The 18,234-nt window shown below is 48.1% G+C and carries 19 protein-coding genes; 18 read left to right on the plus strand and 1 reads right to left on the minus strand.

The genetic code is table 11. The features are described 5' to 3' along the window. Positions 1 to 25 precede the first annotated feature (25 nt). From nadB to NST38_RS00395, 17 genes are all read left to right on the plus strand, one after another. Positions 26 to 1,666, plus strand: coding sequence for an L-aspartate oxidase (gene nadB / locus NST38_RS00315; RefSeq protein ID WP_076254638.1), 1,641 nt, complete (start codon positions 26 to 28; stop codon positions 1,664 to 1,666). Next, the gene (gene nadC / locus NST38_RS00320; RefSeq protein WP_076254636.1) at positions 1,663 to 2,529 is read left to right on the plus strand and encodes a carboxylating nicotinate-nucleotide diphosphorylase; all 867 of its coding nucleotides are present in this window, start codon (positions 1,663 to 1,665) and stop codon (positions 2,527 to 2,529) included. Before nadB ends, nadC begins: the two co-directional genes overlap by 4 nt. A gap of 6 nt (positions 2,530 to 2,535) precedes the next feature. After that, a complete protein-coding gene (locus NST38_RS00325; RefSeq protein WP_341343757.1) occupies positions 2,536 to 3,306 on the plus strand; it encodes a type III pantothenate kinase in 771 nt (256 codons plus the stop codon). 73 nt (positions 3,307 to 3,379) lie between these two features. After that, positions 3,380 to 4,300, plus strand: coding sequence for an Hsp33 family molecular chaperone HslO (gene hslO / locus NST38_RS00330; RefSeq protein WP_047844508.1), 921 nt, complete (start codon positions 3,380 to 3,382; stop codon positions 4,298 to 4,300). Between the two features lie 23 nt (positions 4,301 to 4,323). Continuing rightward, entirely contained in the window at positions 4,324 to 5,277 is a 954-nt protein-coding gene (locus NST38_RS00335; RefSeq protein ID WP_076254634.1) for a peptidyl-prolyl cis-trans isomerase, read from the plus strand. A 337-nt stretch (positions 5,278 to 5,614) separates the two neighbouring features. Continuing rightward, on the plus strand, positions 5,615 to 6,553 hold the full coding sequence (cysK, locus tag NST38_RS00340; RefSeq protein ID WP_036606108.1) for a cysteine synthase A: 939 nt from the start codon (positions 5,615 to 5,617) through the stop codon (positions 6,551 to 6,553). A 140-nt stretch (positions 6,554 to 6,693) separates the two neighbouring features. Further along, positions 6,694 to 8,301 (plus strand): anthranilate synthase component I family protein, encoded by a 1,608-nt coding sequence (locus NST38_RS00345; RefSeq protein WP_047844506.1) that lies wholly within the window; start codon positions 6,694 to 6,696, stop codon positions 8,299 to 8,301. A gap of 74 nt (positions 8,302 to 8,375) precedes the next feature. Next, entirely contained in the window at positions 8,376 to 8,951 is a 576-nt protein-coding gene (pabA, locus tag NST38_RS00350; protein ID WP_036606106.1) for an aminodeoxychorismate/anthranilate synthase component II, read from the plus strand. A gap of 1 nt (position 8,952) precedes the next feature. Further along, complete coding sequence (locus NST38_RS00355; RefSeq protein ID WP_076254632.1) at positions 8,953 to 9,837, plus strand: aminotransferase class IV; 885 nt, start codon at positions 8,953 to 8,955, stop codon at positions 9,835 to 9,837. Beyond that, the gene (folP, locus tag NST38_RS00360; protein ID WP_341343758.1) at positions 9,834 to 10,697 is read left to right on the plus strand and encodes a dihydropteroate synthase; all 864 of its coding nucleotides are present in this window, start codon (positions 9,834 to 9,836) and stop codon (positions 10,695 to 10,697) included. The genes NST38_RS00355 and folP overlap by 4 nt, the downstream gene beginning before the upstream one ends. 119 nt (positions 10,698 to 10,816) lie before the next feature. After that, positions 10,817 to 11,179: a dihydroneopterin aldolase gene (gene folB, locus NST38_RS00365; protein ID WP_036606103.1), complete on the plus strand. Its 363-nt coding sequence runs from the start codon at positions 10,817 to 10,819 to the stop codon at positions 11,177 to 11,179. A gap of 9 nt (positions 11,180 to 11,188) precedes the next feature. Continuing rightward, entirely contained in the window at positions 11,189 to 11,737 is a 549-nt protein-coding gene (gene folK / locus NST38_RS00370; protein ID WP_047844503.1) for a 2-amino-4-hydroxy-6-hydroxymethyldihydropteridine diphosphokinase, read from the plus strand. Continuing rightward, positions 11,698 to 11,892, plus strand: a complete 195-nt coding sequence (locus NST38_RS00375) for a helix-turn-helix domain-containing protein (RefSeq protein ID WP_370511459.1) — start codon at positions 11,698 to 11,700, stop codon at positions 11,890 to 11,892. Before folK ends, NST38_RS00375 begins: the two co-directional genes overlap by 40 nt. 98 nt (positions 11,893 to 11,990) lie before the next feature. Beyond that, positions 11,991 to 13,010 carry a tRNA dihydrouridine synthase DusB gene (dusB, locus tag NST38_RS00380; protein ID WP_036606100.1) on the plus strand — a complete coding sequence of 340 codons (1,020 nt, stop codon included), beginning with the start codon at positions 11,991 to 11,993 and terminating at the stop codon, positions 13,008 to 13,010. A 251-nt stretch (positions 13,011 to 13,261) separates the two neighbouring features. Next, positions 13,262 to 13,741 (plus strand): transcription elongation factor GreA, encoded by a 480-nt coding sequence (gene greA, locus NST38_RS00385; protein WP_036606099.1) that lies wholly within the window; start codon positions 13,262 to 13,264, stop codon positions 13,739 to 13,741. Positions 13,742 to 13,857: 116 nt separating this feature from the next. Further along, positions 13,858 to 15,369 carry a lysine--tRNA ligase gene (lysS, locus tag NST38_RS00390; RefSeq protein WP_076254627.1) on the plus strand — a complete coding sequence of 504 codons (1,512 nt, stop codon included), beginning with the start codon at positions 13,858 to 13,860 and terminating at the stop codon, positions 15,367 to 15,369. A 204-nt stretch (positions 15,370 to 15,573) separates the two neighbouring features. After that, positions 15,574 to 16,911, plus strand: a complete 1,338-nt coding sequence (locus NST38_RS00395) for a TrkH family potassium uptake protein (RefSeq protein ID WP_036606097.1) — start codon at positions 15,574 to 15,576, stop codon at positions 16,909 to 16,911. A gap of 85 nt (positions 16,912 to 16,996) precedes the next feature. Here NST38_RS00395 and NST38_RS00400 read toward each other — a convergent pair whose 3' ends face one another. Beyond that, positions 16,997 to 17,587 carry a TetR/AcrR family transcriptional regulator gene (locus tag NST38_RS00400; RefSeq protein ID WP_076254656.1) on the minus strand — a complete coding sequence of 197 codons (591 nt, stop codon included), beginning with the start codon at positions 17,585 to 17,587 and terminating at the stop codon, positions 16,997 to 16,999. 86 nt (positions 17,588 to 17,673) lie between these two features. On the opposite strand from NST38_RS00400, the gene NST38_RS00405 reads away from it, so the two are divergent. After that, positions 17,674 to 18,225, plus strand: coding sequence for a hypothetical protein (locus NST38_RS00405; RefSeq protein ID WP_076254626.1), 552 nt, complete (start codon positions 17,674 to 17,676; stop codon positions 18,223 to 18,225). Positions 18,226 to 18,234 lie beyond the last annotated feature (9 nt).

Genomic DNA, 18,234 nt, shown 5'->3' on the forward strand with positions numbered 1-18,234 from the left:
TCTTGCTCCAAGACAGGTGAATAACATGATACCGCAATATTTAGTTGATTTTGATCTGTCTGCCCTACCCATGGTAGAGACGGATGTACTGGTTATAGGCTCAGGGATTGCTGGTTTGTTTACTGCCATTAAGGCAAGTGAACAACAACGTGTATTAATGATCACGAAGAAGTCATTACTTGAAAGTAACACCAGATATGCGCAGGGAGGAATTGCTGCGGTTATTGCTGAGGATGATTCACCTGCTTACCACTTGCAGGATACACTTGTAGCAGGAGCGGGCTTATGCCGCTCCGAAGCGGTAGAGGTATTGGTGAATGAGGGGCCGGACGGAGTGAAGGAACTGATTCGTTTGGGTACTTTATTTGATCTGGAGAACGGCGAGTTGGCGTTGACGCAGGAAGGTGCGCATAGCCACCGCCGTATTTTGCATGCCAACGGAGATGCAACAGGATATGAGATTGTACGTGCGCTTGCTGTTGAAGTGAATGAGCATCCCGGGATTGAAGTTTGGGATGAGCATTTTGTTGTTGACCTAATTACGGATCGAGATCGAGGGGAATGCATTGGCGCTCTGGTTCAGAAGGATGACGGATCGCAAGTGTTCGTGAAGGCACAGGCAACCGTTCTTTGTTCTGGTGGGGCAGGACAACTGTACCGATACACGACGAATCCGGATGTAGCTACTGCCGATGGTGTAGCCATGGCTTATCGGGCTGGGGCTATTGTTCGTGACATGGAATTTATCCAATTCCACCCCACCTCTCTATGTTACCCTGGGGCCCCGCGTTTCCTTGTGTCAGAAGCCGTACGCGGCGAAGGAGCATATTTGCGCAATGTGAAGGGTGAGCGCTTCATGGATCGTTATCATGCCCAGCTTGAGCTGGCCCCACGCGATATCGTGGCACGAGCGATTGTTAGTGAGATGGAGTCTACCAACAGTACCTTTGTGTACCTGGACATTACACATGAACAGCCAGAGATGATCAAGCATCGGTTCCCTACCATATACGAGACTTGTATGCGTTATGGATTGGACATGACAACGGACTGGATTCCCGTTGCACCTGCTGCCCATTACATGATGGGTGGAGTGAAAACGGATTTAAGTGGAGAGAGCAGCATCTCCCGATTATTTGCTTGTGGCGAGGTGTCTTCTACAGGAGTGCATGGAGCCAACCGTCTGGCAAGCAACTCCTTGTCAGAAGCGATTGTATTTGGCCGGAGAATTGTTGATCGCATTCAATCACTTTCCCCGCTCGGTTCATTACAAGCAAGAGGGGCTGCGCCTTCATCTGTGGACATGAATAACATGAATAGCAAGATCATGAAAGAGCAAAAACCTATATCTGAAAGACGTTTACGACTACAGAAAATGATGGTTCGTCAGGTAGGCTTGCGCCGGAATGGTGAGGACCTGCAGAAGGCCATGGACAAGCTGCAACAGGAATTGCAATTTTTTGATCAGACACTCACTCATAAGGAAGAGCTGGAGTATGCCAACCTTCTGACCTGTGCCTGGTTAGTTACCAGCGGGGCATTACACCGCGAGGAGAGTCGGGGGGCTCACTATCGTGAGGATTTCCCGGCGCGTGATGATATCGTGTGGCAGAAGCATAGTCTGCAACAGCGAGAACAAGCGATTGTGGAGGAATTGATGTCATGATACTGAATGGATATAATGAAGGGCTTATCGAATCAATCAAAAACTGGCTTCGTGAAGATGTTGGTGCAGGTGACGTTACAACAAGTGTGACGATTCCAGCAGGCAACCAATCCAAGGCCATTATACACGCCAAAGACAATGGTGTTATTGCAGGCATGACCGTAGCTAAACTTGTATTTCAAGTCGTTGATCCTGATCTTGTATTTACACCGAAGGTAACAGACGGAGACAAGGTTACCCATGGCACGATTTTGGCCGAGGTAGAGGGAAGTACACATTCACTGCTTACGGGGGAACGACTGGCACTTAACTTGCTGCAACGTATGTCCGGAATAGCTACGCGTACGCGTGCCTACGTGGATGTGCTGGATGGTCTTGAGACCAGGCTCGTGGATACACGTAAGACAACGCCGGGCCACCGACTACTTGAGAAATACGCAGTGCGCGTGGGTGGCGGAGCGAATCATCGATTTGGACTGTACGATGCCGTTATGATTAAGGATAACCACATCAAGGGTGCAGGCGGAATCACCGAGGCGGTACAGCGTGCGCGAACCGTTATCCCACATACGATGACGATTGAAGTGGAGACTGAAAATCTGGAGCAGGTGAGAGAAGCCTTGCAAGCCGGGGCAGATATCATTATGCTGGATAACATGCATCCAGAGCGGATGCGTGAAGCGGTTGAACTTATTCGTGAACAGGCTCCTCATGTGAAGGTTGAAGCATCCGGTAACGTGTCACTTCAGACCATTCGTGGTATTGCAGAGAGTGGTGTGGATGTAATTTCGGTTGGCAGGTTAACCTATTCCTTTGAGAGCCTGGATATTAGTCTGGATTTAAATGAAAAGAAAGAGGGGTGAACCTCTTTGATTCTAGTTGTAGACGTGGGGAACAGCAATATGGTGCTCGGCGTATATCAAGGCCGGGAATTGCTGCACCACTTTCGTCTGAGTACATCACGTCAGTCTACAGTGGATGAATACGGCGTATTGATTTATAATTTATTTCATATGTCCGGCATCAGGGCAAGTGACATCGAAGGTGTCATCATCTCATCTGTGGTTCCGCCACTGGTGAATGTAATCGAAGCGATGTGTGAGAAGTATGTAGGCAAAAAAGCTTTGCTCGTTGGGCCTGGTATCAAAACTGGCTTGAACCTGCGATACGAGAACCCTCGTGAAGTGGGTGCGGATCGTATTGTTAATGCAGTGGCAGCCGTTGAGAAGTATGGCGGCCCTCTCGTCGTGGTCGATTTCGGTACTGCAACGACCTTTGACTGTATTGACGAGAAAGGTCACTACCTGGGGGGATCTATTGTACCTGGCATTCAGATCGCCACTGAAGCGCTCTATGAGCGGGCATCCAAGTTGCCTCGTATAGAGCTGGAGAAACCTAAAAAGGTCATTGGCCGTAATACAATTCATGCCATGCAAGCGGGTATTATATATGGCTATGCAGGGCAGGTAGATGGTATTGTAGAACGTATTCGCGAGGAGATGGGAGCGAAGCCCCGAGTTATCGCGACGGGTGGTCTCGCTACACTTATCGCAGAAGAAACCCGTAGTATAGAGGAAGTTGATCCGCTGCTTACGCTTGAAGGGCTGCGTATTATATATGAGCGGAACCGGGAAAGGTGAGCATAGTGACGGCATACAGCGGGCTGAGATTACAGCTTAAGTGTTGTGCCGTTTTTTCTGTGTTACGACTATTATGGCGATACGCCAAAGGAGGCTGAATGACTTGGAAAACAACAACAAGCATGACCGGTTAATTCGTGGTACAGCAATGAACGGAAAGGTAAGAGCCTTTGCTATCCAGACTACGGAACTGGTTGAGGAACTACGCAGAAGACACGATACGTTTCCCACGGCTACAGCTGCCATGGGGCGTACGGTTACAACAGCAGCCATTATGGGTGCAATGCTCAAAGGTGAAGAGAAGTTAACGGTACAAGTCAATGGTGATGGGCCCATTGGACAGATTGTAGCTGATGCCAATGCGAAAGGCGAAGTACGAGGATATGTTTCTAATCCGCATGTACATTTGCCAAGCAATAGTGTGGGGAAACTGGACGTTGCAGGCGCGGTTGGAACGGAAGGTTTCATCAACATAACGAAGGATTTGGGACTGAAAGAACCATATCGTGGCAGTGTGCCTATTATTTCAGGAGAACTGGGCGAAGACTTCACGTACTACTTTGCGCAATCGGAGCAAACTCCTTCTGCTGTAGGCGTTGGTGTGCTCGTTGATACGGATAATTCCGTTATTGTCTCAGGTGGATTCATTATGCAGCTGTTGCCGGGATTGACTGATCCAGAGATCACGGCGATCGAAAACGCCATTAGTACGTTGCCGCCAGTGACGACTTTGCTGGAGCAGGGGCTTGAATTGGAAGAGTTGCTTCGCCGATTATTGCCAGATGTACAAGTGATGGAAGGATTGGATATTCATTTTAGCTGTGAGTGTTCACGTGAGCGGGTAGAGAAGACACTAATCAGCCTGGGCCAAACGGAGATGGAGCAATTAATTGAAGAAGAGGGCCAGGCTGAAGTGGTCTGCCAATTCTGTAATGAAGCCTATGACTTTAACAAAGAACAACTTGAGACCATCCTAGAGCAAGCCAAGAACTGATCTATGCGGGGACGGGATGCGGAATGACAAGACAGGAAAAAGGGTTGTGGACGGCTGTAATTGTCTTGACGCTAGGTATGCTGGTCATGGGTAGTGTGATGGCTATGCATGGTCTCAGACAGGGTAAAGACGAGGCAGATGCACCCCATGATGCCAATACGGAAGAAGGAAGCACCGTAGCGACGATCAACGGAGAAGTTATCACGGACAAAGAGTGGACCGATGCGCTGAAACGACGTTACGGCAGTGAGTTATTACTCCAGATGTTAAACCGTAAAGCAGTATATGCCGAAGCAATCGAACGCAAGCTGATCGTCACTCCCCAAGAGATTGCAAGAGAACTTGCCGCCGCGATGGATGGGTACGATTCAGAGAAATCATATTTTGACGAAATGAAGTCTCAATTGGGCCTGTCGAAACAGGAACTTGAATTGGAAGCCGGGTACAGGCTGCTGCTTGAGAAAATCGCAACGATCGGTATACAGATCAAGGATGCAGATATTGAGCATTACTGGACTGAACACCGTGAGGATTACGTTTCCCCCGAGAAATATGACTTGTCCATCATCGTAGTGAAGGAAGAAGAGGAAGCCGATTCCTTACTGGATGCGTTGGAGAAGGGACAAGATTTTGAAGAAGCTGCTCGCAGTCAATCGACGGACAGCTTCTCTCGTGATGCTGGTGGGAGGCTGGGATGGATTGAGCAGAATGATCCATTCCAGTCAGAAGAAATCCTTCAACTTGCTGCCGGGCTGGATGTAGGCAATATTGCTGGTCCAGTTCAAGTGGAAGAAGAAGGCTATGTTATTATCAGACTTAATGATAAAGAAGAACGCCAGGTGCAATCGGCCGAAGAAGTCCGTGAGGAGATTCGAATGGAACTGGCTCTGAGTCAGGCTGATCCGTTGCCGCAGGTAGAGCAAATGCTGCGTAACAAGTATGAAGCCGTAATCCTGTCCGAGATTCCTGCCTCCTGAATTCAAAGATTGTATCGTACTGCTGCATCTTGATAAAAATACTCTGTCTGCGGTCTTAGGGCCAAAGGCAGAGTATTTTTTTTGAGTACTCATATTGACAATAAGGGTTAACGTTGATAAGATGAAAATAATAAATACCTACTCGTTTACTCGGATATAAAAGATTTATTTATGAACAAAGAAACTTTCGGAAACCTCCGCCCTGCTAGAAATCTTGGCAGTAAGGGATAGGATCAACAGGATTTCCGCAGTTCTTCTATAACAGCTAGAGGCTACCGGCCGCACAGTATAGGTTAAAGGACTCAAGTTTTATTCATCCACTAAGGAGGGCATTCATATGGCTAAAGTAGTTAATAACGTAACAGAACTCATCGGAGGTACTCCGCTTGTTCGTCTGAACCGTATCGTACCTGAAGGCAGTGCTGAAGTATTCGTGAAGCTGGAGTACCAGAATCCAGGTTCAAGCGTGAAAGACCGTATCGCAATTAGCATTGTGGAAGAAGCGGAAAAAGAAGGCAAGCTAAAACCAGGTGATACCATTATCGAAGCAACAAGTGGTAACACGGGAATTGGACTCGCGATGGTGGCTGCAGCCAAAGGCTACAAGTCCGTTATTGTAATGCCTGAGACGATGAGCTTGGAGCGTCGTAACTTGCTTCGTGCGTATGGTGCTGAGCTTGTGCTTACACCTGGAGCTGAAGGTATGAATGGTGCTGTTAAAAAAGCCGAAGAACTGCTGAAAGAAAACCCTTCCTATTTCATGGCTGAGCAATTTAAAAATAAAGCCAACGTGAAGATCCACCGTGAAACGACTGGCCCTGAGATTGTTGAAGCAATTCAATCTGTAGGCGGTACGTTGGATGCTTTCGTTGCAGGAATCGGTACAGGTGGAACAATTACAGGTGTAGGGGAAGTGCTGAAAGAAGCTTTCTCTGGTATTAAAATTGTTGCAGTTGAGCCAGCAGCTTCGCCAATTCTGGCGGGCGGCAAACCAGGACCACATAAGATCCAGGGGATTGGCGCCAACTTTATCCCTGAGATTCTGGATCAGGAAATCTATGATGAGATCATTCACATTGAGAATGATGATGCATTCGAGACGGCTCGTCAGGTAGCGAAGGAAGAGGGCATCCTGTCCGGTATTTCTTCCGGTGCGGCGATCCGTGCAGGTCTTCAGGTTGCGAAACAGTTGGGTGAAGGCAAGCGCGTGGTCGTAATCGTGCCAAGTAACGGCGAACGTTACCTCAGCACACCTCTTTACAACTTCGAAGGCTAAGTCTACAAATGACAAAACCAATCCTCCTTGCCCGTATGACGGGTATGGAGGATTTTTGGCGTAATGCTTTTAAAAGGGGCGGCGCTTTAGTATACTATCAGACAATAGAACTAGCGACAGATGGAGGGCGGCACACCGCAATGACACACCTGATGACAACATACGCCGACTGGATGGAGTGGGCTGAACAAGGCTGGACCATGATGCCCTATATCACGAAGTCGGATGAGGGACCGTATCATGGCGGTTTACCGTTATCGTGGGAGGCAGCCTGGAAGCAGGCGTCACCATACGCAATTGTGCTGGAGAATGGCAAAGGCGGGAGATATACATTTCTGGGGTTAGACCCCGTATCCGTTATTTCCGGCAAGGGTCAAGAAGCGGTTATTCATGATGTGACGCAAGGAGCCACCTCGACGGACAGCGGCAAGCCGCTTGATGTATTGAAGAGATGGACTGCCCCGTATAGTGCACCCAAGGTTAATGGGGCTCCAGACTTTGGGGGTGGATACGCAGGTTATCTCAGCTACGATGTAGCAAGATCATTGGAGAAGCTCCCAGATTTGGCTGAGGATAACCCGGCTCTGCCGGATTATTGGTGGATGCGCTTTGAAGAAATATGGGCGTATGACCATGAGCAGCAGGCACTTTTCTGCATGGTTCATCTGGCTATAGAGCCTAACCGGAACGAAACTGATATCCGTAGTCTATATTCAGCGGCAGAAGCACGAGCGACAGCGATGCAGAAACGTTGGCTTCATATTATGGGGGCTGCACAGGCTGAGGAACAACAACAGGCACTGGAACGCCGCAACAAGCAGGTCAATCGTACCCCGCAGCCTGAAGATGCGGAAAGGGAATCGGAAGGATGGGAAACCTCCTTTCCCCAGGAGGACTTTGAACAAGCTGTGCGTACGGTACAGGAATATATCAGGCAGGGCGATGTGTTCCAGGTGAACCTGTCCTTGAGACAGGAAAAGCGGCTTCATTCGAGCGCTGAGCATATTTATGAATGGCTGCGCCTTGTGAATCCATCACCGTATATGGGAATGCTGCGTAGTCCAGACTTTCAACTGGTAAGCGGATCTCCCGAGCTTCTGGTCAAAGTGGAGAATGGCAAAGTCAGTGCACGTCCCATCGCAGGGACCCGAAGAAGGGGCCGGGATGAAGCAGAGGACAAAGCTATGGCGGATGAACTGCTCAGCAGTGAGAAGGAACGGGCGGAGCATATTATGCTCGTTGATCTGGAACGGAATGATATCGGACGGATTGCAGCCTACGGTTCGGTTCATGTGCCTGAATTGATGACCATCGAGAAGTATTCCCATGTCATGCATCTCGTTTCCCAGGTGGAAGGCAGGTTGGCAGAAGGGTTATCCGTATTTGATGTGATCGCTGCGACATTCCCGGGTGGAACGATTACCGGAGCGCCAAAAGTCCGCACCATGGAGATTATCGAGGAACTTGAGCCTGTGCGGCGTGGGCCTTATACGGGTTCCATCGGGTGGATGGATTACAGTGGGAATATGGAATTGAACATCGTCATTCGTACACTTGCCATTAAGGACGGTATTGGTTATGTACAGGCCGGGGCAGGGATTGTTATTGATTCCGATCCATATCGGGAATACAAGGAATGCCGCAACAAGGCAAGAGCCATGATGAGAGCTGTGAATTACAGCGAAGAGGCGGAAGCAAGCAGAGCTATTGAACAAGAACAAGCGAAAAGAACAGAAGCTGTTAACTAACTAAACTAAATTAAAATAAAATAAAACGAAGCAACCGTCACTTGTGTTGACGGATGATGAGGAGGAGCAGGCATATGATACTGGTTATCGATAATTACGATTCCTTCACGTACAACCTGGTTCAATATCTGGGTGAACTGGGCGAGACGGTGGAAGTTCGCCGCAACGACGAGATTGATCTGGCAGGCATAGAGGCACTGGCACCTGATCATATTCTGATCTCTCCGGGCCCGTGTACACCGAATGAAGCAGGCATTAGCTTGGCAGTCATTGATCATTTCAAGGGAAGCATTCCGATCTTTGGTGTGTGCCTGGGGCATCAGTCCATTGGACAAGCGTTTGGTGGCAATGTCATTCGTGCGGAGCGCATGATGCACGGCAAAACATCCGAGATGCACCACAATGGGACATCGGTATTTGCCGGATTGCCATCCCCATTTACAGCTACCCGTTACCACTCCCTGATTGTCGAGCGCAGCAGCTTGCCGGACTGCCTGGAGATTACAGCGGAGACAGCTGAAGGTGAAATTATGGGTCTGCGCCACAAAGAATATGCGATTGAAGGTGTTCAATTCCACCCGGAATCCATTATTACAGACCATGGTCATCAGATGCTTCGTAACTTTTTGTCCCAACAAGTGAAGGTATAACATGCAATATGCCGCGATAAATGGAGAGTTGGTCAATATGGCGGCGGCCGTGGTTCCTGTAACGGATCACGGCTTTTTGTACGGACTTGGACTGTTTGAGACGTTCCGGACGTATCGAGGTGTTCCATATCTTTTGGAACGGCATCTGGAGCGCATGGCCTCGGGGTGTAAGGAACTTGGCATTCCTTTTACAACGACCGCAGCAGAGGTGACTGATTGGATTCAACGTTTGATGGATGCGAACGGACTTCGGGAGGCGTATGTGCGATACACGGTATCAGCCGGTGAAGCACCGCTAGGCTTACCTTCTGGTGATTATTCAAAGCCAAATCATATTTTACTGGCAAAAGCATTACCTGAACCTTCTCCCTCTTTATATGAGAGCGGCAAAATGCTCCAACGTTTGTCTACACCTCGCAACACGCCCGAAGGAGAAGTTCGGTTCAAGTCGCTGCATTATATGAACAGCATTCTGGCGAAACGGGAGCTTAATGGATACGGGCAGTATGTGCAGGGTGCAGAAGGGCTACAATTAACCCGTGATGGGCATGTCGCTGAGGGTATTGTCAGCAATGTGTTTTGGGTACGGGAAAATGTGCTCTACACGCCAGCACTCTCAACCGGCATTCTGCCGGGTATCACGAGAGCTTTGGTACTGGAAATTGCCTCGCAGCAAGGAATTCCCTGCATAGAAACGCTAGCCTCTTGGGAGGATCTCCTGCAAGCAGATGAAATATTTCTAACCGGCTCGGTGGCCGAACTGGTTCCGGTGACAACTCTGCGGGATCAGGACGGAGCCGAAACGATAATTAGCAACGGACATATTGGCCCGGTTACAGCAGTCCTTCTGGGTATGTACCGGCAGAAAGCGGGGTATACTTCATGACACTTACACCTGTCATTTATGAACGGAACTATGCATGGGGGCCAGCTGAATTGAAGCTGGGTACAAGAACACAGATTATGGGCATTCTTAACGTCACGCCTGACTCATTCTCGGATGGTGGACGTTATACCAACGTGGAGCGGGCGGTTGCTCATGCCAAACAGATGATGGAGGACGGTGCGGACCTGATTGATATCGGCGGGGAGTCCACCCGCCCAGGTTCAGATGTCGTGGGCGCCGATGAAGAGCTCAGCAGGATTATTCCGGTTATTGAAGCATTGCATCAGCAAGCTCCGCACATTCCGATATCGGTAGACACGTATAAGGCCGATGTTGCACGTCAGGCTATTCTAGCCGGTGCCCATATTATTAATGATGTGTGGGGTGCCAAGGCAGATGCAGATATGGCCCGCACGGCAGCAGAGCTGGGGTGTCCCATCATTCTGATGCATAATCGGCAGGAGCGAAACTATACTGATTATCTGAGTGATGTCGTGAGCGATTTGCAGGAGAGCATACACATTGCATTAACAGCCGGCGTGAAAGCAGACCAGATTATCCTCGACCCGGGCATTGGTTTTGTGAAGGATCTCGGAGAAAATCTGAAGCTCATGTCATCGCTCGGTTTGCTCAATGAAATGGGGTATCCCGTTCTGCTAGCCACCTCACGCAAAAGATTCATCCAGAACATTCTGGATGTCGGGGCGGATGATGCGTTGGAAGGAACGGCTGCGACCGTTGCATTTGGCATTGCCCAAGGCTGCCAGATGGTTCGGGTTCATGATGTGAAACCGATTCGGCGGACGGCAGACATGTGTGATGCCATGTTGTATGCTTCTCCGGGTATACGGAGGAAATAATGCTGGCGGGTCCCTGGTGACCCGTCCAGTGGAAGCGCAGCGTTTTTCAAAGGCGAAGCTAAGGGATATCTTCAAAACTAGAGAATTATTTCAATATATATAGAGGGCAGGCGGATCGTATGGATAGAATGGTATTGCATCGTATGGAGTATTACGGATATCATGGTGTTTTTGCAGAAGAACGGAAGCTTGGGCAGCGGTACTATATTGATCTGGAGATTGATATGGACCTGGGTGAGGCCGGACGTAACGATGATCTGACCAAAACGATTAATTATGCGGAGATCCATGAGCTGGTAAAACAGATTGTAGAGAATAAATCATTCCAGTTAATTGAAGCTTTGGGCGAACATATTGCATCTTCTTTACTAGACACTTATACTATTATCAATGCATTGACAGTCAAGGTGACGAAGCCACATCCGCCATTTGATATTCATTTTGAGGGCGTAACGGTAGAGCTTCGCCGCACAAGAAAGTGAGAACCGATCATGATTGCACATTCGACCTCTGAATCTTCAGAGGCTTATATTGCTTTAGGGGCCAATTTGGGTGACCGGGAACAGACGCTGTTTGAAGCATTGTCTTTGCTGGATGAACACCCTCATATATCCGTTCTGCGTTGTTCTGCACTATATGAGACGGAGCCTGTAGGATATGTAGATCAGCCTGCATTTCTGAATATGGCAGTCGCCGTACAGGCGATGCTGACACCTGAGCAGTTGCTCACGGAATTATTGGATATCGAGAACCGTCTCGGTCGTGTTCGTGATATTCGCTGGGGACCGCGCACCGTTGATCTGGATCTGCTCTGGATGCACGGTGAGACGCGAGATACCGAATTGCTTCAATTGCCTCATCCCCGCATGGGAGAACGGGCTTTTGTACTGGTACCACTGTCGGATATCGTACCGGAGGGCGAGATTTCAGGTTTGTATACCTTTGTACACTCATCGTTGTCTGTACTGGATGGAAAGGATGGAATACAGCTTTGGAAAACATGCAATTGGCCAACCGAATCCGGGCATTCCGGAAGCTGAAAGGTTTAACACAACATGAACTTGCGTCCGAGACCGGCATCTCGCTGGCCATTCTGGGAACCATTGAACGGGGAAACCGTAAGGTATCACAGCAAGAACTCGATCGAATTGCTGGTGTGCTGGCAATCAGTATCGAGGAGTTGCGGGGCAACTAGGACCGTTTCGGTTTCGCCATGTTACAACAACCAAGACACCGATCAAACTTTATATCGTGATATATATACAGAATTAAAAAAGGAGTGGAACGACTACCGTGCTTAACATTGGTGGCATTGAAATGAAAAACCAGGTCGTACTTGCGCCGATGGCTGGCGTATGTAATCCGGCTTTTCGTTTGATCGCAAAAGAATTCGGAACAGGTCTCGTATGCGCGGAGATGGTGAGTGGCAAAGCCATTGTCCATGGCAACCAGCGTACACGTGAGATGTTGTTTGTAGATGAGCGTGAGAAACCGCTGAGCCTTCAGATTTTTGGGGGAGATCGTGATTCCCTTGTAGAAGCAGCCAAAATCGTGGACAAAGAAACCAATGCAGACATCATCGATATTAACATGGGATGCCCTGTGCCAAAGGTAACGAAATGTGATGCCGGTGCACGTTGGTTGCTTGATCCGAACAAAATCTATGAGATGGTATCCGCTGTCGTGGACGCGGTGGAGAAGCCGGTGACGGTCAAGATGCGTATCGGCTGGGATAACGAGCATATCTTCGCGGTGGAGAATGCGCTCGCGGTTGAACGTGCTGGCGGACAGGCGGTAAGTGTACACGGCCGCACGCGTGAGCAACTCTATACAGGCACAGCTGACTGGTCACACATCAAAGATGTAAAAGAAGCTGTCTCTATCCCAGTGATCGGCAATGGTGATGTCCATACACCAGAGGATGCACGCCGTATGCTGGATGAAACGGGTTGTGACGGAGTTATGATCGGTCGTGCCGCCCTGGGTAACCCATGGATGCTGTATCGTACCATTCAATACTTAAGCACGGGGGAATTGCTTCCTGACCCGAATGGCGAAGAGAAGATCCGTGTTGCCATCCTGCATATGGATCGCCTGATCGCATTGAAGAATGAGACAGTTGCCGTACGCGAGATGCGTAAACATCTGGCTTGGTATTTGAAAGGCCTGAAAGGATCTGCCCGCATCAAGGATGTTATTATGGAAGGAACCAAGCGGGACGAGATGGTACAGATTCTGGAGAACTTTGTGAGTCAGCTGAAAAGCGAAGGTAATTTGGAGTCAGAACCGGTAATCGCCGGAAATGCATCTTAATTATAAACGCATCTGTAAAACGTTTACACCTATAGGGGACGTAACATTGACTTTTCGAGATCGTTCCCCTATAATTTCTCAGTATAAATTCGCCATGTGCGTTAATAAGGATATAGCATCAGGAGGAATATTCTATTCCTCTGGAGAACTTCATATAGTTTTGAAGATGTATGCGAGCGGAGCTCTGTAACAAGCACTGATTCCGTTGCCGTACAATCAAATTTATTCCCATGACAGGAGAATCGGTTGAGATGAGCGACAAGGAAGTTATCCTTACACCAGAAGGACTCAAGAAGCTGGAAGAAGAATTGGAAACATTGAAATCAGTGAAGCGCCGCGAAGTGGCTGAACGGATTAAGGTAGCCATCGGGTATGGAGATATCAGTGAAAACTCTGAATACGAAGACGCGAAGAATGAGCAAGCTTTCATCGAAGGACGTGTAATCACGTTGGAGAAATTGCTTCGTAACGCGCGGATTATTAACAGCGACGAGATCGATACCGATGCCGTAAGCGTGGGTGCAACCGTCACTGTAGAAGATCTGGAGTTTGGCGACATCACGGAATATACAATTGTAGGTACTGCTGAGGCAGACCCGCTTCAGAACAAGATATCGAACGAGAGCCCTGTAGGTAAAGCGATTCTCGGCAAGAAAAAAGGTACAGTTGTTGATGTAAGTGTGCCTGCTGGCGTAATTCAATATAAAATTATGGACATTAAAAAGCTATAGCAACGAAGCAGTTGGGCACGGTAAACAAAAGCTTCCTTAGGGAAGCTTTTTCAACATTAGAGGAAAAACGACCTCTCGCGATGCCTGCAATGTAAATAAGGAGATGAATACAGATCATGACGGATGAAGTCTTGAATCAGGAAACCGAACTTAGCGAGCTTTTACAAATTCGCCGTGACAAATTGGACGAGCTCCGCAAATTGGGAATCGACCCTTTTGGCCAAAAATACGTACGTACCGAAGAAGCCGGCTCCATTCTGAAGAAGTATGAAGAACTGACCAAGGAAGAGCTGGAAGAGAAGCACATCGAAGTCAGTATTGCCGGACGGATTATGGCGAAGCGGGGAATGGGTAAAGCAAGCTTCGCACATATTCAGGACCTGAGCGGCAGAATCCAGATCTATGTTCGTCAGGATAGCGTGCCTGAAGACAAGTATGCGGCATTTAGCCTGCTGGACCTTGGCGATATCGTTGGGGTAACGGGTGTGATCTTTAAGACCAAAACAGGTGAAACTTCTGTCAAAGTGAAAGATATTGAAGTGCTGTCCAAATCGCTCTATCCGCTTCCGGATAAATTCCATGGTCTCACTGACGTAGAGCTGCGTTACCGCCAGCGTTATGTTGACCTGATTATGAGCCCGGACGTACAACAGACCTTTATCGCACGTTCCAAAATCATTCAATCGATGCGTCGTTACCTGGATTCCCTTGGATATCTGGAAGTGGAAACACCTACGTTGCATACCATCGCAGGAGGAGCGGCAGCACGTCCGTTCATCACACATCACAATGCGCTGGATATGGAACTGTACATGCGGATTGCGATTGAACTTCACCTGAAACGTCTGATTGTTGGCGGGCTGGAGAAGGTATATGAGATCGGCCGTGTATATCGGAATGAAGGTATGTCCACACGTCACAATCCGGAGTTCACCATGATTGAATTGTATGAGGCATATGCCGACTACAAGGATATTATGCAATTGACGGAGAACCTGGTTGCTCATATTGCACAGGAAGTACTGGGTACGCAAGTGATCCAGTATGGAGATTATGAAGTAGATCTTACGCCACAGTGGCGCCGTGTTACGATGGTGGATGCAGTTAAGGAAGTTGTAGGCGTAGACTTCTCCGTACACATGTCGGATGAGGAAGCACACAACTTGGCGAAGGAACATAAGGTTCCGGTTGAAAAACATATGACATTTGGTCATATTCTGAACGCATTCTTTGAAGAATTTGTAGAAGAGACGTTGATTCAACCGACATTCATTATGGGACATCCTCTTGAAATCTCACCACTAGCGAAGAAAAATGATGTAGATCCGCGTTTCACGGATCGCTTCGAATTGTTCATCGTTGGACGCGAGCATGCCAATGCCTTCACAGAGCTGAATGATCCAATCGATCAGCGTCAGCGCTTTGAAGCACAGATGCTGGAGAAAGAACATGGGAACGACGAAGCTCATGAGATGGATGACGACTTCATCCGTGCGCTCGAATATGGTATGCCACCAACAGGCGGATTGGGAATCGGGGTTGATCGTCTGATCATGCTGCTTACCAACTCCCCGTCGATTCGTGACGTACTGCTCTTCCCGCACATGCGTCCTCGTACGCAAGATTAAATAAGGAACGTAGGATACGTTCATAATAGAAGAGGAACCTGCCGTTCAGTATCATGCTGGGGCAAGTTCCTCTTTAGGTTTACATAGACGCTAAAAATAAAGTTTGTCAGAAGGCCCTTGCTCACAGCACATCATTAGGGTAACACCGCGTCTTGAAATTGTTAGATTAACCTGTTCGTATTTTTGTTAAAAGAGGTGCCCTTCATGAAGTTCAGGCTTCACTTTGCCAAATTCTTATCTCCTCCGTTAATTCTGGTCGGTGGTTTTCTGCTTATCATTGCGATTGGAACGGTGCTTCTCATGTTGCCAATCTCCAACCAAAGCGGTATGCATTTGGCGTTTATTGACGCGCTCTTTACATCAACCTCTGCCGCATGTGTAACTGGACTTGTCGTTGTGGATGTAGGGACGACCTTTAATTTGTTTGGTCAGATCGTCATTATGGTACTGATGCAGCTTGGTGGACTCGGATTCATGACCATGGCTACCCTCTTTGCGCTTGTATTGGGCAAGCGAATCTCACTCAAGGACAGGTTATTACTCAAAGAAGCCATTAATGCAGACAGTATGGAAGGGATAGTACGCATTATCCGCAAGGTGTTGATTTTCTCCTTTACCATTGAAGGGGTGGCGGCTGTCATACTTGCGCTGCGCTGGGCAACGGAGATGCCATTGGGTCAGGCCGTATACTATGGAATATTTCATTCCGTTTCATTGTTTAATAATGGCGGATTTGATCTGTTTGGCAACAGCTTTCAATACTACACCGGAGACTGGATATTCAATGTGACTGCTTCTGTGCTCGTTGTCTCTGGTGGACTGGGTTTTGTTGTATTGAATGACCTGTTTGAGTATCGCAAACGCCGCCGTTTATCTCTTCAGTCCAAACTGGTGCTGTCTGTATCCGGAGCGCTGATCGGTATAGGAGCGATTGTCTTGTTTGTTTTCGAATTCACCAATGGACATACACTGGCTTCACTCACATGGAGCGAGAAGATCTATGCGTCCTTCTTCCAGTCTGTCTCTACACGTTCGTCGGGAACGAGCACAATCGATATCACGGAGATGAGGCAGGCTACCCAATTCTTCTTCATTCTGCTGATGTTTATCGGGGCTTCCCCAGGATCGACCGGGGGCGGAATCAAGACGACTACATTCCTGATCATGATTGGTGCGGTGTATGCCATGATTCGGGGAAATAAGGATATTGTGTTTTTCCGCCAGCGTGTTCCGAAAGAACTGCTGATGAGGGCGTTGACCATTATTATGGTTTCTCTGATCATATTCATGATCGTGGTGATGCTTCTGCTTACGACAGAGGATGCGCCATTCCTTTCACTGATGTTTGAAGCTGCATCCGCAATCGGTACCGTGGGTCTTTCTGTGGGAGTGACTGATGAGTTGACCAATTGGGGAAAAATCATCATTACCTTTACCATGTTTGTAGGTCGGATAGGGCCATTAACCATCGCGTATGCCCTTCGTCCGCGCAAAGAGAAGAAACTGTATCGTCATCCGGAGGGCCGGATCATTATCGGATAAAAAGAAAAACCGTCAGACATTCAGAACTAACTCCTGTTATCGTAACGGGCCTTAGTCACAACGAATGTGCTGCGGTTTTTTTGGTTTAACGGCACAAGGAAGCAAGATGCAAAGTGAGAACATCGTCCATGAGCTTGGCATTCATCTGATCCGGTCTAAGCACGGTATGTATGCCTAAGCCATCTACCAGTGCATACAATCTCTCGATCTCCAGTTCTTTGTCCAGATCGGGTCTGGAGAGGTCGAGCTTTATCAGGTAGGTGATAACAGAGCCTACAGCTTGTCTGAGTTCATCATATACGGTATTAGCAAGTTCTTTGAGTCTAGGATCGGTTTTCGATCTGGCTGTAAAAGCGTACCACACCTCCATTTCGGCCAGTTTTTCTTCTGTGTTTGGTAAGAATTCGAGCAATAGGCATTTCATATTGTCCATGGGAGAGCCGGTGAAGGACATTTTTTGGACTCGATGAGACACCCGTTCAGATACCAAATTCATGGCATATCGTAGTAGTTCCGATTGAGTAGAAAAGTAGTGACGCATCGAACCAACCGAAACTCCAGCTTCTTCAGCAATATTCCGAACAGAGGCCTGTTCCATGCCATCTCTTCGTATAATACGCCAAGCTGCCTCGGCCACGAGCACGCGCTGTTTATCGTGATCAACAAGTTTAGGCATAGGCATATTATATCACCGTTGATTATTATAGTACACACGTGCTAAATTATATTTAATACATTTGTATCAAAAAAGGAGAGGCTGAAATGATTGGTTATTTCATTATAGGTTGTGAGATTGCCTTTTGGGTGTTTGTGTTCGCAGGTGTGAGTGTCAGGTATCTCCTTGGCATGAAGCGAATAGGCATCGGTTTGTTAATGGCGACGCCGGTTATCGATCTGTTATTGCTGGTAGCTACAGTTATGGATCTACAGCGAGGAGCTACAGCAAGTATGATTCATGGTATAGCTGCGGTGTATATAGGAGTAAGCATTGCCTATGGTCACCAGATGATCGCTTGGGCGGATCGATATTTCCTATATTGGTTCAAAGGTGGAGAAAACCCTCGTAGTAACAAGTTATATGGTAGAGAACATGCGAGTCGTGAGCGTAGTGGATGGTTTAGACATCTATTGGCTTGGGCTATAGGAAGTGCTTTTTTATTGGCCATGATATGGTGGATTGGAGATGCTGAACGTACAGCTGTCTTCAATAATTTGATCAGAGTGTGGGGAATGATACTCGGTATCGATTTTCTGATAAGTTTTAGTTACAGTTTATGGCCAAGAAAGGTTCCTGCTAGGAATGTTAAACGTTAAAGTAAATAT

Origin of the sequence: Paenibacillus sp. FSL H8-0104 (assembly GCF_038050215.1) — a bacterium.
Taxonomy (GTDB): domain Bacteria; phylum Bacillota; class Bacilli; order Paenibacillales; family Paenibacillaceae; genus Paenibacillus; species Paenibacillus amylolyticus.